General features: G+C 70.6%; 13 protein-coding genes. 5 read left to right on the top strand and 8 right to left on the bottom strand.

The features are described 5' to 3' along the window. Nucleotides 1-8: 8 nt before the first annotated feature. Both AC07DI_RS06615 and AC07DI_RS06610 read right to left on the bottom strand, forming a co-directional pair. Nucleotides 9-1394 (bottom strand): FG-GAP-like repeat-containing protein, encoded by a 1386-nt coding sequence (locus AC07DI_RS06615; RefSeq protein WP_478902618.1) that lies wholly within the window; start codon nt 1392-1394, stop codon nt 9-11. An 80-nt stretch (nt 1395-1474) separates the two neighbouring features. Continuing rightward, nucleotides 1475-2905 (bottom strand): FG-GAP-like repeat-containing protein, encoded by a 1431-nt coding sequence (locus AC07DI_RS06610; protein ID WP_478902616.1) that lies wholly within the window; start codon nt 2903-2905, stop codon nt 1475-1477. Nucleotides 2906-3239: 334 nt separating this feature from the next. Between AC07DI_RS06610 and AC07DI_RS06605 the strand changes: the two genes are divergently transcribed. After that, a complete protein-coding gene (locus AC07DI_RS06605; RefSeq protein WP_478902614.1) occupies nt 3240-4358 on the top strand; it encodes an ADP-ribosylglycohydrolase family protein in 1119 nt (372 codons plus the stop codon). Between the two features lie 4 nt (nt 4359-4362). Here the strand turns inward: AC07DI_RS06605 and AC07DI_RS06600 are convergent, their stop codons facing one another. Next, a complete protein-coding gene (locus AC07DI_RS06600) occupies nt 4363-4842 on the bottom strand; it encodes a MarR family winged helix-turn-helix transcriptional regulator (RefSeq protein ID WP_478902613.1) in 480 nt (159 codons plus the stop codon). Between the two features lie 126 nt (nt 4843-4968). On the opposite strand from AC07DI_RS06600, the gene AC07DI_RS06595 reads away from it, so the two are divergent. Then, the gene (locus tag AC07DI_RS06595; protein WP_384253572.1) at nt 4969-6474 is read left to right on the top strand and encodes an MFS transporter; all 1506 of its coding nucleotides are present in this window, start codon (nt 4969-4971) and stop codon (nt 6472-6474) included. Nucleotides 6475-6618: 144 nt separating this feature from the next. On the opposite strand, the gene AC07DI_RS06590 is transcribed toward AC07DI_RS06595, so the two are convergent. Next, nucleotides 6619-8178 (bottom strand): sodium:solute symporter family protein, encoded by a 1560-nt coding sequence (locus AC07DI_RS06590; RefSeq protein ID WP_478902611.1) that lies wholly within the window; start codon nt 8176-8178, stop codon nt 6619-6621. 303 nt (nt 8179-8481) lie between these two features. Beyond that, complete coding sequence (locus AC07DI_RS06585; RefSeq protein WP_478902610.1) at nt 8482-9279, bottom strand: SDR family oxidoreductase; 798 nt, start codon at nt 9277-9279, stop codon at nt 8482-8484. 90 nt (nt 9280-9369) lie between these two features. On the opposite strand from AC07DI_RS06585, the gene AC07DI_RS06580 reads away from it, so the two are divergent. Beyond that, the gene (locus tag AC07DI_RS06580; protein ID WP_478902608.1) at nt 9370-10224 is read left to right on the top strand and encodes a hypothetical protein; all 855 of its coding nucleotides are present in this window, start codon (nt 9370-9372) and stop codon (nt 10222-10224) included. A gap of 120 nt (nt 10225-10344) precedes the next feature. Here AC07DI_RS06580 and AC07DI_RS06575 read toward each other — a convergent pair whose 3' ends face one another. From AC07DI_RS06575 to AC07DI_RS06565, 3 genes are all read right to left on the bottom strand, one after another. Then, the gene (locus AC07DI_RS06575; RefSeq protein WP_384253562.1) at nt 10345-10554 is read right to left on the bottom strand and encodes a DUF397 domain-containing protein; all 210 of its coding nucleotides are present in this window, start codon (nt 10552-10554) and stop codon (nt 10345-10347) included. 215 nt (nt 10555-10769) lie between these two features. Continuing rightward, nucleotides 10770-11627 (bottom strand): helix-turn-helix domain-containing protein, encoded by an 858-nt coding sequence (locus tag AC07DI_RS06570; RefSeq protein ID WP_384253560.1) that lies wholly within the window; start codon nt 11625-11627, stop codon nt 10770-10772. A 328-nt stretch (nt 11628-11955) separates the two neighbouring features. Continuing rightward, nucleotides 11956-12720 carry a GOLPH3/VPS74 family protein gene (locus AC07DI_RS06565; RefSeq protein WP_384253558.1) on the bottom strand — a complete coding sequence of 255 codons (765 nt, stop codon included), beginning with the start codon at nt 12718-12720 and terminating at the stop codon, nt 11956-11958. Between the two features lie 350 nt (nt 12721-13070). Between AC07DI_RS06565 and AC07DI_RS06560 the strand changes: the two genes are divergently transcribed. After that, nucleotides 13071-15374, top strand: coding sequence for a D-alanyl-D-alanine carboxypeptidase (locus tag AC07DI_RS06560; RefSeq protein ID WP_478902606.1), 2304 nt, complete (start codon nt 13071-13073; stop codon nt 15372-15374). Between the two features lie 190 nt (nt 15375-15564). Next, on the top strand, nt 15565-17412 hold the full coding sequence (locus AC07DI_RS06555; RefSeq protein WP_478902605.1) for an MFS transporter: 1848 nt from the start codon (nt 15565-15567) through the stop codon (nt 17410-17412). The last annotated feature ends 33 nt before the right edge of the window (nt 17413-17445 follow it).

Genomic DNA, 17445 nt, shown 5'->3' with positions numbered 1-17445 from the left:
CACGGGTGTCAGCCGGCCAGGCCGTCGCCGAACCGGACGCCCGCGGTGGCCGGGGCGTTGATCGCCGCCGGGCCGAAGGATTCGATGCCCGTGACGGTCAGACCGCTCGCGGAGCCGCGCAGGTGCCAGACCGAACCGGTGTCGGCGACGGAGCCGTCCTCGTCGGGCGCGGCCACCGTCAGGTCGGCCTTGCCGTCCTTGTTGGGGTCGGAGAGCAGGACGTGGGCGCCGAACTTGTCGCCCTTCTCGGAGGCGCCGGGGACACCGTCCTTGGACTGGTCGAAGGCCTGCGATCCGGTGCCGGTCAGGCCGGTGCGGGAGCCCTTGAGCAGGACGACGCTGCCCGCGTCGGCGGTGGTCCCGATGTCCTCGCCGGGGACGCCGACGGCCACGTCCGCGAAGCCGTCGCCGTTCACGTCGCCCGCGCTGATGGAGGAGCCGAACTCGTCGCCCGCCTCACCGGTGCCGGGAACGCCCGCGGTGTCCTGGGTGATCTTCGTGGTGCGGTCCGAGAGGCCGGAGGCCGAGCCGTAGCGGACCAGGACCGTGCCCTTCTGGTACGGCATGTCCTCGAAGTTGGTGCCGATGTCGCGGGTGACGAAGTCGCCGTAGCCGTCGCCGTCGATGTCCGCGATCGCGCCGCCGAGGGAGGGCGCGAACTTCTGCGAGGTGGTGGCCACCCCGTCCTTTCCGCCCTTCCACAGCTGGCTCTTGTGGGCCATCTCCTCGAAGCCGTGGCTGCTGACGATGTCGTCGACGCCGTCGCCGGTCACGTCGCCCACGACGAAGTCACCGGGGCCGAACGTCTGGCTCGTGACGACCTGCTGGCTGCTCGCGGCCTTCCCGTCCTTCTTGAGCGGGCCGTACGCGATGGTCATGCCCGCGTCGTCGTTGTCCATCGGGTCCTCGGGCGCCGGGTACTCGGCCGTGACCAGGTCCCGCTTGCCGTCGCCGTTGAAGTCACCGGCGGTGACGCGCGCGCCGTTCGAGGCCAGCTCCACGCTGCCCTCGCCGGTCAGGCCCTGGGCGGAGCCCCACAGGACGACGGCCTTCTTGCCGCCGTTGACGACGAGGTCGGTGTAGCCGTCGCCGTCGAGGTCGGCGGCGGCCGTCTGGTTGCCGAAGTGCCCGCCGTCGGACGCCGAGCCGGGTACGCCGGGCGTGGCGCGGCTGATGGTGACGGCGTGCGCCTTGTCCGGGCCGTTCGCCGAGCCGTACACGATCGAGACGCTGCCGGGCACGTTGTTGTCGTAGTTGCCGGGGGCCGATATGGCGAGGTCCGCGTACCCGTCGTGGTTGAAGTCGGTGACGGGGGCCTTCGGCGGGGTGGGCGCGGCCGAGGCGGAACCCGCGGTGGCGAGGGCGAGCGGTGCCGTGAGCGAGGCGACTGCCACGGCGGTGATGAGAGAGCGACGCACTGGTCCTCCAGAGAATTCGTGTCGTGTGGTCGTGCGGTCAGGTGGTCGTGGGGTGGTCAGCCGCCGAGCAGCAGACCGAACTTGGCGTCCCTCTCGGGATCGCCGAGCTTCACCGGGGCGAGCGTGCCCGCCCCCGCGGTGGTCAGGCCGCCCGCGGAGCCGAAGAGGTTCCACAGGGCGCCCGAGTCGGTGTAGGTGCCGTCCTCGCCGGGGGCCGTGGCGGTCAGGTCGGCCTTCCCGTCCTTGTCGAGGTCGGTGAGGCGCACCTGGCGGCCGAAGTCGTCGCCCGTCTCGGAGACGCCGGGCACGCCGGCCGTGGACTGGCTGTAGGCCACGGCTCCCTTGCCCGTCATGCCGCCGTCGGCCTTGGACGCGCCCTTGAGCAGGACGACCTCGCCGGTGCCGGTGCTCGCGCCGAGGCTCTCGCCGGGGACGCCGACGGCGACCTCCGCCCTGCCGTCGCCGTTCACGTCGCCCGCGCCGAGCGAGGCGCCGAACGCGTCGTTCTCCTCGCTGGTTCCGGGAACGCCGGCGGTGGCCTGGGTGATGACCTTCTTGCGCGCGTCGGTCGGCCCTGCCGAACTGCCGTACTGGATCGTGATGCTGCCCGGGGCGCTGTCGATCTCCTCGGTGATGCCCCCGATGTCACGGGTGATCAGATCGCCGTACCCGTCGCCGTCGACGTCGCCGACGGTGCCGCTGTAGGCCGTGCCGAGGGTCTTGTAGGTATGGCCGACGCCGCCGCGGCCGCCCTTCCAGAAGCGGGCGTCGTGCGTCATCTCTTCAAAGCCGTGCGTGGTGACGATGTCGTCGACGCCGTCGCCCGTCAGGTCGCCGGTGATGAAGCGGGCGAGACCGGAGGGCCCGTCGCCGGTGGTGATGACGTCCTTGGCGGCGGGCTTGCCGCTGCGGGTGAACGGGCCGTACTGGATGGTCATTCCGGAGACGTCGGGGTCGTCGCTCGGGGTGTCGTTGACGACGAGGTCACGCTTGCCGTCGCCGTTGAAGTCACCCGTGGCGAACTCGGAGTAGTCGTGCGGCAGGACGGTGTCCTTGCCGGTCAGGCCGTCCTTGGAACCCCACAGGACGGTCGCCCTGTTGCCGTTGTCGTCGCCGCCCGTCACGAGGAGGTCGGTGTAGGAGTCGCCGTCCAGGTCGGCGGGGAGCGTCTGGGCGCCGAAGGCGTACGTGCCGCGGAGTCCGCCGGGAACGCCCGGTGTGGCGCGGCTGATGCGCTGGTGGCGCTCGGTGCCGGGCCCGGAGGCGGTGCCGTACACGATGGAGAGGTAGCCCGCCTTCTCGACGCCGCCGACGGTGCCGAAGGGCGCGGCGACGGCGAGGTCGGCGTACCCGTCGTGGTTGAAGTCGGTGACCGGTGTCCGGGGCGGCCGCGGGGCGGCCGTCGCGGTGCCGGAGGTGACGGACACGGCGAGAGGGGCGGTCAGCGCGGCGACGGCGATGGCGCTGATGAGTGTGCGGCGGGGCACGGATCCTCCTGTGGCGAACCTCTGTGACGTAGGAGGAGACAGCACCCCGCGGAGGAAGGTTGCACACTGCAGTAACTCCGTTACGTGATCCGGACGTTTGGCGTACGACCCCTGTTGTTCACCTTCGAGCGGGGCGGCCCGGAAGGTGACGGAAGCCCGGCGAATCCGTAGCAACTGCGAAGCTCCCGTGAACGTCGTTCAAAAGCCGCCTCAAGGGCGACTCTTCGCATACCACTTGGCGACTGAATCGATCGTTCACGGTCGATTACAGTGCTGCAAAGTCGCAGGCGGTCGAGGTGCGTCGGGGCACGTCACTGCACGGAGGGAGGCCCGCGTGGGTACCGCAGCAGCCACCGGTGTCTGGGGCCGTGCCGAGCAGCAGGACTTCCGCAGCCGGGTGCGCGGCACCCTCCTCGGGGCCGCGGTGGGCGACGCCCTGGGCGCGCCCGTCGACGGGCTCTCCCTCGACGCGATACGCGAGGCGCACGGCGCCGAGGGGCTCACCGAACCCGCGCGGGCGCACGGCAGGCGCGGCTCCGTCACCGCCGTCACCCAGCTCACCCTCTTCACCGTCGACGGGCTCATACGCGCCCAGGTGCGCCGCGACACCGGCGCCTGGCACCCGCCGACCGACCTGCACCGCGCCTACCGCCGCTGGGCCGCGACCCAGAGCGACTGGGGCCCGGACGAGCGACGCGAGGAGGACGGCTGGCTGGCCCGCGAGGAGTGGCTGTACGCGCGGCGCAATCCGCCCCGCGCCTGCCTTCTCGGGCTCGGCAACGACGTCATGGGCACCCTCGACGTCCCCAAGAACCCCGGCGAACGCGGCGCCGGTGCCGCCGCGAGGTCCGCGCCCTTCGGGCTCCTCGTCGGCTGGGAGCCGCAGCTCGTGCTGCAGCTCGCCGTCGAGTGCGCCGTCCAGACCCACGGCCACCCCACCGGCTACCTCGCGGCCGGTGCGCACGCCGTCATCGTGCACGGTCTCGCCCGCGGGGAGTCCCTCGACGGCGCCGTGCAACGGTGCCTCGCCCTCCTCGCCCAGCGCCCCGGCCACCAGCCGGTCACGGACGCGCTCCAGCACGCGCTCGGCGCCGTACGGCAGGGCATGCCCACGCCCGCGCGCGTCGAGGAGCTGGACAGGGACGGGGCGGCCGAGGGCGCGCTGGCCGTCGCCGTGTACTGCGCCCTGGTCGGCGAGGACATCCGGCACGGGCTGCGGCTCGCCGTCAACCACGGCGGGGCGTCGGCGGCGTGCGGCGCGTTGTGCGGGGCGCTGCTCGGCGCGCTGCACGGCGAGACCGCGCTGCCACCGGCCTGGCTCACCGAGCTGGAGGGCAGGCCCACGGTCCTCGAGCTGGCGGACGACTTCGCGATGGAGATGACGCAGGGCCCCGCGCTGCACGGCCCCGCGGTCTCCTCGCCGGGCTGGCTGGCCCGCTACCCGCGGGTGTGAGGCCCTAGCTGACCGGGCCCGGGCCCGGGTCCGTGTCCGGGGCCGTCGCGAACGTGCGGCTCAGCAGGTCGTGGAGGGTGGCGCGCTCGTCGTCGGTCAGCGTTTCGAGGCCGGCGAGCGTGGTGTGCATGGTGGCGCGGATCGCGTCGACGGCCCGCTCGCCCTCCGGGGTGAGCAGCACGTTCTTGACACGGCGGTCCGTGGGGCTCGGCTCCCGGTGCACCAGGCCGCGCTTCTCCAGGCGGTCGATGATCCCCGTCATGTTGGAGGCGTCGCAGGACAGTGTCCGGGCGAGGACCCGCATCGCCGCGGGGCCCGCGCGCAGCACGCTGAGCGTCTTGCCCTGGCTCGCCGTGAGGTTCTCGCTCGCCGCCGCCTCCGTGAAGTCCGCGTAGTAGGCGCGGAGGGACACCGCGAGCAGCTCCATGAGCTGGGCCTTGTCGACGCGCGGGGTTCCAGGCAGGTCGCGTGGGGTTCCAGGCATGTCAGCCACCGTACGCCATGAAACTTGACGTTCTCAACTATTGAGGCTTACCTTGTGATGCGTTACTTGATGTACTCAAGTATCGAGGTTCTTAAGTAGTTGAGCAGCCGGAGAGAAGAAGTCACCGTGTCCCACGCACAGCACGCGGCCCCGAACGCGGCCCCCCAGAGAGCCACCGGACAGACCGCCGTCATCCTGGTGCTCGGGCTCGCCGCCATGGTCGTCTCGATGATGCAGACCCTGGTCGTCCCGATCCTGTCGATCATCCAGAACGACCTGCACGCCACGACGGCCGGTGTGAGCTGGGTGACCACCGCCACCCTCCTCTCGGCCGCCGTCTTCACCCCGCTGCTCGGCCGCTTCGGCGACATGCACGGCAAGAAGCCCACCCTGATCGGTGTGCTGCTCGTGATGATCGCGGGCTCCGTGCTCGCCGCCACCACGACCTCGCTGACCTGGCTCATCGTCGGCCGGATCCTCCAGGGAGCGGCCACCGCGATCTTCCCGCTCGCGCTCTCCGTGCTCCGCGAGGAGATCAAGCCGGCCAAGCTGCACGGCGCCATGGCGCTGGTCAGCGGCACGCTGGCGTTCGGCAGCGGTCTCGCCCTGGTCGGCGCGGGCCTGCTGACGCAGGGCTCCGACCCCGACTACCACCGGGTGTTCTGGCTCGCGGTCGTCCTCGCCGTCCTCGCGCTGGTCGGCGTGATCCTCGCGGTCCCCGCCTCGCGCTCGAAGACCGGCGGCCGCACCGACTGGCTGGGCGCGGGCACCCTCGCGCTGCTGCTCGTCCTGCTGCTCCTGCCGATCTCGCAGGGCCACGAGTGGGGCTGGTCCTCCGGCCGCACCCTCGGCTCCTTCGCCGGCGCCGTCGTCATGGCGGGCGTGTGGGTCCTGACCGAGCTGCGCGTCAAGGAGCCGATGGTGGACATGAAGATGTTCGCCCACCGCCCCGTCCTCTTCACCAACCTGGCCGGACTGCTCCTCGGCTTCGCGATGTTCGCCCAGTTCATCGGCGTCTCGTACCTCGTGCAGATGCCCGAGAACGTGGCCGGGTACGGATTCGGCGCCTCGGTGCTCGGCGCCTCCGTCGTCTACCTGCTGCCGACCACCATCGTCTCGCTGCTCGGCGCGCAGTTCGGCGGCGTCCTGGTCCGCAGGATCGGCGCGCGCTTCACGCTCGCCACGGGAGCCGTCTTCGGCGCGGTCGGCTTCGCCTGGCTGACGCTGGCGCACGGCACCAGCGCCTCCGTGATCGGCGCGGGCATGGTCATCGGCCTGGCGATCAGCTTCGGCTACGCCTCGATGCCCGCGCTCATCGTGGCCAGCGTCCCGGCCCACCAGACCGGCATCGCCAACGGCATCAACTCCATCTCCCGCTCGGTCGGCAGCGCCATCGCCAGCGCGATGATCACCTCGCTGCTCGCGTCGAAGACGATTCCGCTGCCCAAGGGCATGCCCGCGCTGCCCCAGGAGAGCCAGTTCACGCTGAGCTTCGCCATCGCGGGCGCGGCGTTCGTCCTGGTCGTGGCCGTCGCCCTGGTGGGCCTCACGGCCCTGCACGCCCCGCGGACACCGCAGCTGCGGAAGCTCGCGGAGTCCGAGACGGCGACGCCGGAACGCGCCGGGGTCTGACGCCCCTCAAGGGGCGCGGGAACTGCGCGAGCAACCGCCAAAGAGCCGCAGCCGCATGTGCCGGGACCCCGGCAGACGCGTCTGCGGCTTTTCGTGCGCTGAGCGCGCAGTTCCCCGCACCCCTGAAGGGGCACCCCCGTCCCCCTACGGGGCCACCGCATCGCCCCGCGGCTGCGAAGGCGTCGGCACAACGGCTCCCGCAGAGCCGTCGTCGTCCGTGTTGATGCGCTCGATGAGCGCGTCCCGCTCCGGGGTGTCCTCCGGCTTCACCCAGCCGACGACGACGTAGAGGACGAGCGAGACGGCCAGCGGGATCGACACCTGGTACTGGAGCGCGACCCCGCCGTCGATCGCCTCGTCGATCGGGTAGTTGACCAGGTAGAAGGCGAAGAGGCCGAGCCCCCAGCTGGTCAGCGCCGCGGTCGGCCCGGACTTCCTGAACGTACGCAGCAGACCCAGCATCATCGGAATCGCGATCGGCCCCATCAGACCGGCCACCCACTTGATGACGACCGTGATGATGTCCTTGAACGTGGGGGAGTTCACCTGGGTGGCGACCGCCATGGAGAGCCCCAGGAAGATCACCGTGGTGAGGCGCGCCGCGATCAGGCCCTTCCGCTCGGTCCAGGCCCGCGCCTTCGCGGAGAACGCCGGCGCCACGTCCCGCGTGAAGACCGCCGCGATCGCGTTGGCGTCGGACGAGCACATGGCCATCGTGTGCGAGAAGAAGCCGACGATGACGAGGCCCAACAGGCCGTGCGGCAGCAGCTGTTCGGTCATCAGGGCGTACGCGTCGGAGCCGTCCGGCTTCTTCGCGTCGACCAGGAGCGGCGACATCCACATGGGGAAGAAGAGGACGACGGGCCAGACCAGCCACAGGACGGCGGAGAGCTTCGCGGAGCGCGCCGCCTCCTTGGCGTTGGCGGTCGCCATGTAGCGCTGCGCCTGGTTGAGCATGCCGCCGTTGTACTCGAAGAGCTTGATGAAGAGGAAGGCGAGCAGGAAGACCGTGCCGTAGGGGCCGACGAGTGGTCTGCCGTGGCCCGCGAGTTCCGGCTCGTCCCAGACGCCGAAGAACCCGCCGTGCGGCCCGAGCTCGGCGACGACGGCGACGAACATGGCGACACCGGCGAGGAGTTGGATGACGAACTGGCCGAGCTCGGTCAGCGCGTCGGCCCACAGCCCGCCGATGGTGCAGTAGATCGCCGTGATCACGCCGGTGATGAGGATGCCCTGGTTGAGGGAGACGCCGGTGAAGACGGACAACAGGGTCGAGATCGCCGCCCACTTGGCGCCGACGTCCACGATCTTGAGCAGCATGCCGGACCAGGCGAGCGCCTGCTGGGTGGGCAGGTTGTAGCGGGTCTTCAGGTATTCGAGGGGAGATGCCACGTGCAGCCGTGAGCGCAGCCGGTTGATGCGGGGAGCGAAGAGCCGCGCGCCGATGGCGATGCCGAGCGCGATGGGGAAGGACCAGGTGACGAAGGACGTCACGCCGTAGGTGTACGCGATGCCGGCGTACCCGGTGAACATCACCGCGCTGTACCCGGACATGTGGTGCGAGATCCCGGACAGCCACCAGGGCATCTTGCCGCCCGCGGTGAAGAAGTCGCTGACGTTGTCGACCCGCTTGTGCGACCACAGGCCGATCGCGACCATCACGCCGAAGTAGCCGATGAGTACGGCCCAGTCGAGACTGTTCATATGGCCCTCCAGGGGTCCGCCTGGTGAACTGCGCATAACTGGACAGCACTTCGCCAGTACCGGCCGACGGGGCCAGGGGCGGCCCGGAAGTGCCCGCTCATCGTGGGTTCGGCCACACTCGGCCGACAACCGCCCGCCAGGTCAAGAGAAGGCAAAATCGTTCTGTTTGCTGACTTGTGTTCATGAGTGTGATCGGCGAGCAAGGTGAGGGCGCAAAAAGGCGCCCCCGTCAGGGGGCGCGAGGAACTGCGCGACCAGCCACGGCAAACCCGCACAGGAGGAGCCGCCCGATCCAGCGAAGCGCTACCGCATCAACTCCCCCGCATTGACCAGCAACGACTGCCCCGTGATGGCCCGCGCCCGGTCCGATGCCAGAAACACCACCGCATCCGCCACATCCCCGTCCGTCGCCAGCTCCGGCAACGCCATGCGTGCGGCGAGACGCCCCCGCACCTCCTCCTCCGGCACCCCCTCCGCATCCGCGGTGAACCGTACGTACGCCTCGACCGGCGGCCCCCACATCCAGCCCGGCAGCACCGTGTTGACCCGGATGCGGTCGGGGCCGAGCTCGTGCGCGAGGGAGTACATCGCCGAGGTCAGCGCGCCCTTCGACGCCGCGTACGCCGCCTGGCGGACCTGCGAGGGCGACGCGATCGCCGACTGCGTGCCGATGAAGACCACCGACCCGCCCCGCCGTTCCCGCAGGGCCGGCAGACAGGCGCGCGTCATGCGCAGGGTGCCGAGCAGGTTGACGTCGATGACCTGCTGCCAGGTGGTGAAGTCCGCGTCCTCGACGCCGCCGAAGTAGCTGTCCCAGGCGGCGACGTGGACGACCGCGTCGATCCCGCCGAAGCGTTCGCGCGCCAGAGCGGCGAGGGCGCGGCACTGCTGTTCGTCGGTGATGTCGGTGGCGCGGTAGGCGGTGCGCGCGCCTTCGGGGTCGATCTCGGCGGCCGTCCTGGCGAGGTTCGCCTCCGTGCGTGCGCCGAGGACGGCGTTCCCGCCGTCGCGCACGACGGCCGCCGCGACCCGGTGGCCGAGCCCGGTGCCGACGCCCGAGACGACGACGGTCCGTGACGCGAGGAGTGAGGACGACGGCATGGGGCGACTCCCGGCTCTGGAGGATTCGCTGACGGAGCGTCAGAGTATGGGCGTCCACCGGAGGAAGGAAGAGAGAGGCAGGGGAGAGGCATGAGCGAGGACACCCGCAGTGACGTCTACGCCGAGCTGGCCGCCGTCGGGCCCTACGGAGTGCACCCGGGGCACGCCCTGATCACCATGGTCGAGCCGCACCCGGGGCACGAGTACGCGTACAACCGCTGGTACGAGGACGACCACTACTACGCCGGCGCGATGGCCATGCCCTGGATGTACGCGGGGCGCCGCTGGGTGGCCACGCGCGAGCTCCAGCTCCTGCGCCGCCCCGTCAAGTCCGCGATAGCCGAGCCGGTCACCGCCGGGTGCTACCTGTCCACGTACTGGGTGACGGAAGGGCGCTACGACGACCACATGAAGTGGACCGTCGGCATCAACAAGCGGCTCAACCGCGACGGCCGCGTCTACCGGGACCGCACCCACGTCTTCACGGCCTTCCAGGACCACGAGGCGACCGTCTATCGGGACGGCGCCGCGGGCCCGCGCGACTTCCACGCGCTCGACCACCCGTATCAGGGGCTGGTCCTTGAGGTCATCGACGCCGAAGGGCCGCAGCGGCGGGCCGAACTCCTCGAATGGCTGCGGGCCCGGGACCTGCCGCGCGCCCTGGCCCCGGAGGAAGGGGTCGCAGCACCCGCCGCGATGGTCACGCTGTTCCGGCCGACGCCGCTGCCGGGGGACCGGATGACGTATGTGAAGCAGGTCGAGGGCGTCGACACCCGGCTGACGCTGCTGTGGTTCCTCTCGGCGGATCCGCGGGAGTGCTGGGAGGCACACTTCGCCGGGCGGGAGGAGGCCGTGGCGGAGTCGGGTCTCGGGCGGGTGGAGCTGGTGGCGCCGTTCATCCCCACCGTGCCGGGGACGGACACCTACGTGGACGCGCTGCGCTGACCGTCGCGGTAGGGCCGAGCCCCCTCGGCCGGGACGGCGGGCCAGTCGAGAGGGCTCATACGGTGGTACTCACTCGGTGGTACTGATTCGGTTGTGCCGCTTCAGGTGTGCGCTGCGGTCTCACGCGAGGTCGGCAGCCCCCCTGCTCACCTCGCTGACGAACGCGTTCCACGACTCGGCGGGGAAGGCGAGCACCGGCCCCTCGGCGACCTTCGAGTCGCGCACGGAAATGGACCGCACCACCGGTGACTTGACCTCGACGCACGCGCCGTTGCCGGTGGAGTACGAAGACTTGACCCACGTGTGAGCGGCGCCTTGCTGAATTGCCATGTTCTCTCCGGTTTTCCAGTCGTTGAGTTGCTGTCGCCGCATCCCTGCGGTGGCGCCAACGTTCCTGCTCGATGGCGTGAACGACGCTACTCGCCAACATCGCGGCGTGAAGGGATCGTTCACTCAACCGGATGGCATATACCAGGGGAGTCTTCCGCGCCGACCCGACAAGGGTGTACGGTGCGGCATTTTCCTGCGGATGGCCCCCGAGACGCTCAGCGGGCGTAATCCTTCGCGATCTGCGAGATGAGCTGCCGCGACTGCTCGACGTTGAGCGCCTGGGCCCGCAAGTGCTCGTACATCACGCTGTATTGCTGGACGTCGTTCGACTTCTCCAGATACAGGTCGCTGGTGACGCCCTCGATGTAGACCACGCTGGAGTCGGCCGCGTCGGGGAACTCCAGGATCGCGTACTGGCCGTTGAGCCCCGGATGCGCGCCCATCTCGAAGGGAATCACCTGGACGGTGACATGCGGCAGTTGGGACTGCTCCACGAGATGTTCCAACTGGTCGCGCATGAGGTGCCGGGAGCCGACCACGCGGCGCAGCGCGGACTCGTCGAGGACGGTCCACAGGCGCAGCGGGTTCTCGGGCGCGGCGATGCGTTCCTGGCGGCGCATGCGCACCTGGACGCGCTTCTCGATGTCGGTCGGCGTGGTCTCCGGAAGCGCGCCGGTGATCAGTGCCTCGGCGTACGCACGGGTCTGCAGCAGGCCCGGGACGACCTGCGGGTCGTACACGCGCAGGGACGCGGCGTCCGTCTCCAGGCCGATGTACACGCTGTACGGGATGTCGCCGAAGGAGTGCCACCAGCCCTGCTGGCGCGAGTCCTTGGCCATCTGCATGAGGGAGTCGACGACGCGGTGGTCCTCGACCTCGTAGACGCCGCACAGATCGCGGACGTCGCGCTGGCTGATCGAGCGGCGGCCGTTCTCGAGGCGGCTGATCTTCGACTGCGAGACGAGCAGCCGCTCGGCGACCTCTTCGGCCGTCATGCCCTTGAGCTCGCGGAGCCGACGGAGCTCCTGGCCCAACCGGCGTCGCCTGACAGTGGGATTGACATTGGACGCCACGGAACGTGCACCTCCGGCTTGCATGCCTCTGCTTTGCGTATCTACTGCTCAGCAGAGTGCCACCAACAAGGTCGGCACCGCTGGGAAACAGCGGATATGCGGACGTGAGAGCGGGTCTCGGGGGTGCGGTGCCCCGCGGGGTGCCCTGTTGCGTCACACGCGCCAAAAGGTGTGCGGCCGCGCGGGGCGGTGGTACCGGCATGTCGTCCGTCCGGTACCGCTCCCCGCGCGGCCCAGCGGCTCCCGAACCGGGTCTGGGGACTGCGGTGCGGCGCTGGTGCGGTGGTGCTGAGCGGTTACGTGATGGTGGTGCCGGTCCGCGCCTCGCTCAGTGAGCGACCGCGCGTGCCATGGATCCGCGGCGTGGCTGCATCGGCACCCCGCCGGGGTCCGCCGTCGCCCTCGCCGGCTGCCGCCCACCGCCCGGCCCCGTGGGGCCCGCCGGTGCGGCGCTGCGGCGCGGCTGTGCCGCCACGCCGTTCTGGACGTCCATCACGGCGTGCGCCACGAGGCCGCCCATCGGGTCGTGCCTGATGAGGTCCCGGAGCCGGGAGCGCGATGAACGCCCCTCGTTCCCGGGGTACAGATGCTTGCCGAGACCGACCGCGTGGGCCAGGGCGGCGAGCGCCGCGGTCCGCGGGTCCGGCGGTACACCGGTGCGGATCGCCGAGTCCAGCCGGGACCTGATGTCCCTGCTGATTGCCGTGTCCGTCGCCTGGTAGCGAGTCGTCGGCAGTACTCCGCACATCTGGCCCGAGACGGCATGCACCATGCCGCACCGCTCCAGGTGCGCGAGGTAAATCTGGCGCAGCCCCAGGCGGGGCCCGCCGATCCAGTGGACGGCCCGAACCGGGCTGCCGCGCCTGCGCAGCAGTTCCAGTGCGGAGTCCAGAGTCGGATCTCCGGTCGGCCGTGGCATCACCACGGCGATACGATCCCCGTCAGGGGCTATCCGTCCGGCCAGCGCCAGCTCTACAAGCTGTGCTCCGGCCAGACCGAGGTCGAGCGACTGCGGCTGCGCTGTGGTACCCGTGGCCGGGTCCAGAGCGAGCAGCAGAAGCTCCTCCGGAATTGTTCTGCGGCTCCTGCCCATCCATGCCTCCCCGCGTGGATGAATGACAGGGTGACCCCTCTCACATTGGTCTGTCGAGAGCGCGTGGGCGGGATGTACGGGAACCAGCAGGTATGTCGTTCTCGTCTACCACGGGGGTTAAGCCCTCACACAGGACACTGGTACACGGTTCGGACAGTGGGTCCGGCCCGGAGTTTGGCGCACGGCCAGCACACGGTCAGCATTCAGCATCGGCATACGGCATGGCGTACGAGGAGGCATCGGTGGCGGGCGAGACCCCCGACAGGTCGAAGCAGCGGAAGTCGTCGGGGAACCCGACTGCGGCGGATTCTTCTGAGCCGGCGCCGGCGGAACGGGACCCGCGTCTCGCGATGACCCGCGAGACGCCGGAAGTCCGGGAGGACACCGCAACCGCGGTCTTCTCGACGAAGGGCGTCGCCGACGAGGCGGCCGGTTCCGACGGGGCGGCCGGTTCCGGAACATCTGATTCCGGAACCTCTGATTCCGACGCGTCCCCGTCCGGGGAGGGCGCGACCGCCCCCAAGGCGGCGGCGAACGGCGACGCGCGACTGCGGAACGCGGTGGCGGCGTGGGTCGCGACGTCGGACGAGGAGCCGGGCGAAGAGTCGGGCGAAGCGTCGCCTGAATCGCCGCAATCGCCGGAATCTTCCAAGGCGCCGGATTCGGCGAAGCAGCCCGCGCAGGACGCCCCGGCAGAACCGGCCGAGGACGAGCCCGCGACCGGCAGTGACGCTTCTGCGGAGACGGCTGAGGACGACACCGCAGCGGAGGCCGACGCGGAGACCGGCGCGGAGACCGGCGCGGAGACCGGCGCGGAGACCGGCGCGGAAGCCGAGGCCGACACCCCGGCCAAGGGCGACGACGCCCCCGGCGCCAAGTCCACCGGCGTCGACCAGGCCACCGCCGTCTTCAAGGCCCCGACCCCCGCCAAGGGCGTCGATCAGCCCACCACCATGCTCAAGCTGGGGGACCAGAAGCCGGCCAAGGACGCGAAGGACGCCAAGGACGCCAAAGACGCCGAGGCCAAGAGTGCAAAGCGCACTGCAAAGCCCGAGAGCGACGCCGAGCGGACCAGCAAGTTCGTCGCGCTGAAGCCGCTCGACGAGCCGTCGGCCAAGGCGACCCCCAAGGCCGCGCCCAGGACCGCCCCCGGCGACAAGCCCAAGGCGGACCCGAAGACCGGCCCCGGCAAGGCGGGCCCCAAGTCCGCAGCCGCGGCCACCGCGGCACCGGCAGCAGGGGCACAGGCAGCAGCCGCATCCGCATCGGCCCCGGCCGGGCCGACGCCCCCCGCCACCCCCCAGGCGCCCCCGCCGGTGGAACGCACCACCCAGCAGCCCCTGCCGCCCAAGCCGCCGATCGACCTGCTCGCCGAGCTGACCAACACCCCGCCGCCACCGGAGACGCCGGTCCGCACCGCCGTGCGCCGGGTCAAGATCTGGACGCCGCTGGTGCTGCTCCTGATCGTCGTGTTCGCAGTCGTACAGGCCGTGCGGCCGCTGCCGACGCCGACCCTCGCGCTCACCGCCAAGGAGACCGTCTCCTTCGACGGCGGCAAGCCGTCCATGCCGTGGCCGGACCAGGGCCAGGCCGCGATGGACGTCAACGGCATCGGCACGTTCGGCACGTCGGGCGACCAGAAGCCCGTGCCGATCGCCAGCATCGCCAAGGTCATGACGGTCTACCTGATCCTGCGCGACCACCCGCTGAAGAAGGGCGGCGACAACGGCCCGGAGATCCCGGTCGACGCCGCCGCGCAGAAGCACTACGAGACCGGCAAGGCGGAGAAGGAGTCCGTCGTCAAGGTCACCGAGGGCCAGAAGATCACCGAGTACGAGGCGCTGCAGGCGGTCATGCTGCCGTCCGCGAACAACATCGCCAAGCTGCTCGCCCGCTGGGACACCAAGAGCGGCTCCGAGGACGCGTTCGTCGAGAAGATGAACAAGACCGCCAAGGAGCTGGGCATGAAGAACACCCACTACACGGACCCCAGCGGCCTCGACAAGACGACCGTCTCGACCGCCGAGGACCTCGTGAAGCTCGGCCGTGCCGCGATGGAGAACCCGGTCTTCAACGAGATCTCCCGCCAGCCCAGCTACAAGGACCTCAACGGCGACAAGCAGACCAACTTCTTCCGCCTCGTCCCGACCGTCGCCATCGGCATCAAGACGGGCACGACCACCGCGGCCGGCGGCAACATCCTCTTCGCCGCGGAGAAGCTGGTCGACGGCAAGAAGCAGACGATCATCGGTGCCACCCTCGGCCAGTACGGCAAGAACGGCGTCGCCAACATCGACGAGGTGACCGCCGTCACCCGCAGGCTCATCGAGACCGGCCAGAAGGCGCTGACCTCGAAGACGATCGTCAAGAAGGGCGACGTCGTCGGCCAGGTCGACGACGGCCTCGGCGGTACGACGCCCGTCGTCGCCACCAAGGACGTCTCCGCGGTGGGCTGGTCCGGTCTGACCGTCAAGCTGATGCTCGACGAGGAGAAGGGCAAGACGATTCCGCACACCGCGAAGGCGGGCACCGAGGTCGGCGTGCTGCACGTCGGCGACGGCAAGGGCAAGGGCGACGCCGTCGAGGTGCCGGTCGCGCTCCAGAAGGATCTGAGCGAACCGGGCTTCGGCGCCAAGCTGACCCGGGTCGGCTGAGCCGGGGCGGGAAGCCGCCGCACCTCCACGGGAGGAGGCCCCACCCCGGGCCTCCTCCCGTCGCTGCGTGCTAGCGTCACAGACTCGGGGAGTAGTACGCCGGGGCGGAGGACGAGTGTTCCGGGACGAACTCTCGTCGGCACGGGCCCGGGGTACTCCGAAAACACGGACGACACGGGGAGATCCTCCAGTGGCCACAGCGGAGCCGACGCGCACCGAAGACGACGCCGCGCCCGACACGGGCAGCGGCCGCCTCACCGGTGCGCGAATACAGCTGCCGGGCCAGCGCCGCGCCCCCGACGAGGGCCCCGCCCTCTCACGGCAGCAGCGCTTCTTCCGCCACCCGGTGACGATCACGACGGCGGTCGCCGCCGTGCTGCACGTCGTCTGGTTCTTCGTCTTCGCCAACAGCGGCGGTGACCTCGCGGCGCAGGACGCCTGGGCCGAGTTCGTCGGACGGCACCCCGCGTCCGCGTACAACCTCGGCTGGTACGGCGGCATGCACCCGGTGTCGTACAGCGTGATCTCGCCGTACCTCATGTCGGTGCTCGGCGTGCGCACCACGATGATGATCGCCGGGACCGTCTCCGCCGCGCTGCTCACCATGATCCTGATGCGCAGCCGGGCGGTGAAGGGGCTGCTCTGGCCCACCGTCGCGGGTGTCTTCGCACTGCTGTGCAACGCGGTGTCGGGGCGTGTGACGTACGGCCTCGGCCAGATGTTCGCGCTCATGGCGGTCGCCGCCGTCTTCTGCTGGCCGCACCGCTGGCGCTACAAGCGGTGGGCGAAGGCGCTGGTCGCCGCGCCGTTCGCGGCGCTCGCGACGATGGGCAGCCCGGTGGCCGGGCTCTTCGTCGGGTTCGTCGCCGTCGCGTTGTTCCTCAGCAAGCGCTACCCGGGCGCGTACGCGCTGGGACTCGCGCCCGCCGCCGTCGTGGGCCTGTCCGCGTGGCTCTTCCCGTTCTCCGGCACCCAGCCGATGTCGTTCGGCTCGGCGTCGCTGCCGCTGCTCTTCGCCGCCCTCGTCTACTACGCGGTGCCGAAGCAGTGGAAGACCGTGCGGATCACGACGGCCGTGTACGCGGCGTTCGTGCTCGGCGTATGGCTGATCAACTCGCAGATCGGCTCCAACATCTCGCGCCTCGCGATGTCGTTCGCGGCCGTCGCGCTGCTCGCCGCGCTGCCGTACGCCGTGCCGAAGTCCCGCAAGTGGTACGTGATCGTCGTCGCGGTCGCAGGCTTCACCGGATGGGTCGGGTTCAAGGCCGTCGACGACATCGTGCACACGCGGTCGGACGCCTCCTGGACGCGTGAGGTCGCGCCGTTGGTGCACGAGCTGAAGGAGCGGGGCGCCGCGAAGGGCCGCGTCGAGGTGGTGCCGGCCCGCAGCCACCGCGAGGCGTCCGCGCTCCCCACCTACGTACAGCTCGCCCGCGGCTGGAACCGGCAGGCCGACATGGAGCGCAACCCCCTCTTCTACGACGACACCCTCAACTCCGCGAACTACCACGAGTGGCTCCAGCGCTGGTCCGTGCATTACGTCGCGGTCCCCAAGGGCGAGCCCGACGGCGACGGCGGCAAGCGCGAGACGCAGCTCATCTCGGACGGCCTGCCGTATCTGCGGCAGGTGTGGGTCGACACCAACTGGAAGCTGTACGAGGTCACCGACCCGACGCCGCTCGCCGGGCCGAACGCCGTCGTGGAGCGCGCCGAGCAGACCGAGATGACCCTGCGCGTGCAGAAGCCGGGCCGCGTCACGATCCGCATCCCGTACTCGCCGTGGCTGAGCGTCGTCGACGCCAAGGGCAAGGGTGTGGCGCAGCCGAAGGAGACCGACGAGTCGAAGCGGCGGCGCGAGCACGACGAGCGGCGGCCCAAGGAGTACTCCAACGTCAACGGCTGCCTCCTGGAGGCCCCGGAGGACCACAACGGCGACGAGTGGGTCGAGCTGATCGCCCCGAAGGCCGGCACCTACCGGCTCGGCTCGCCCTACCAGCTGCCCCGCGGCACGCCCTGCCCGGAGGAGATGCGCCGCTGACGCGGTCAGCCGTACCCGGGCCGGACACCGGCT

It is taken from the genome of Streptomyces sp. NPDC044106, from assembly GCF_056433985.1.
The sequence above is the reverse complement of the archived record's forward strand: the minus strand, read 5'-3'. Positions and strand labels throughout refer to the sequence as shown.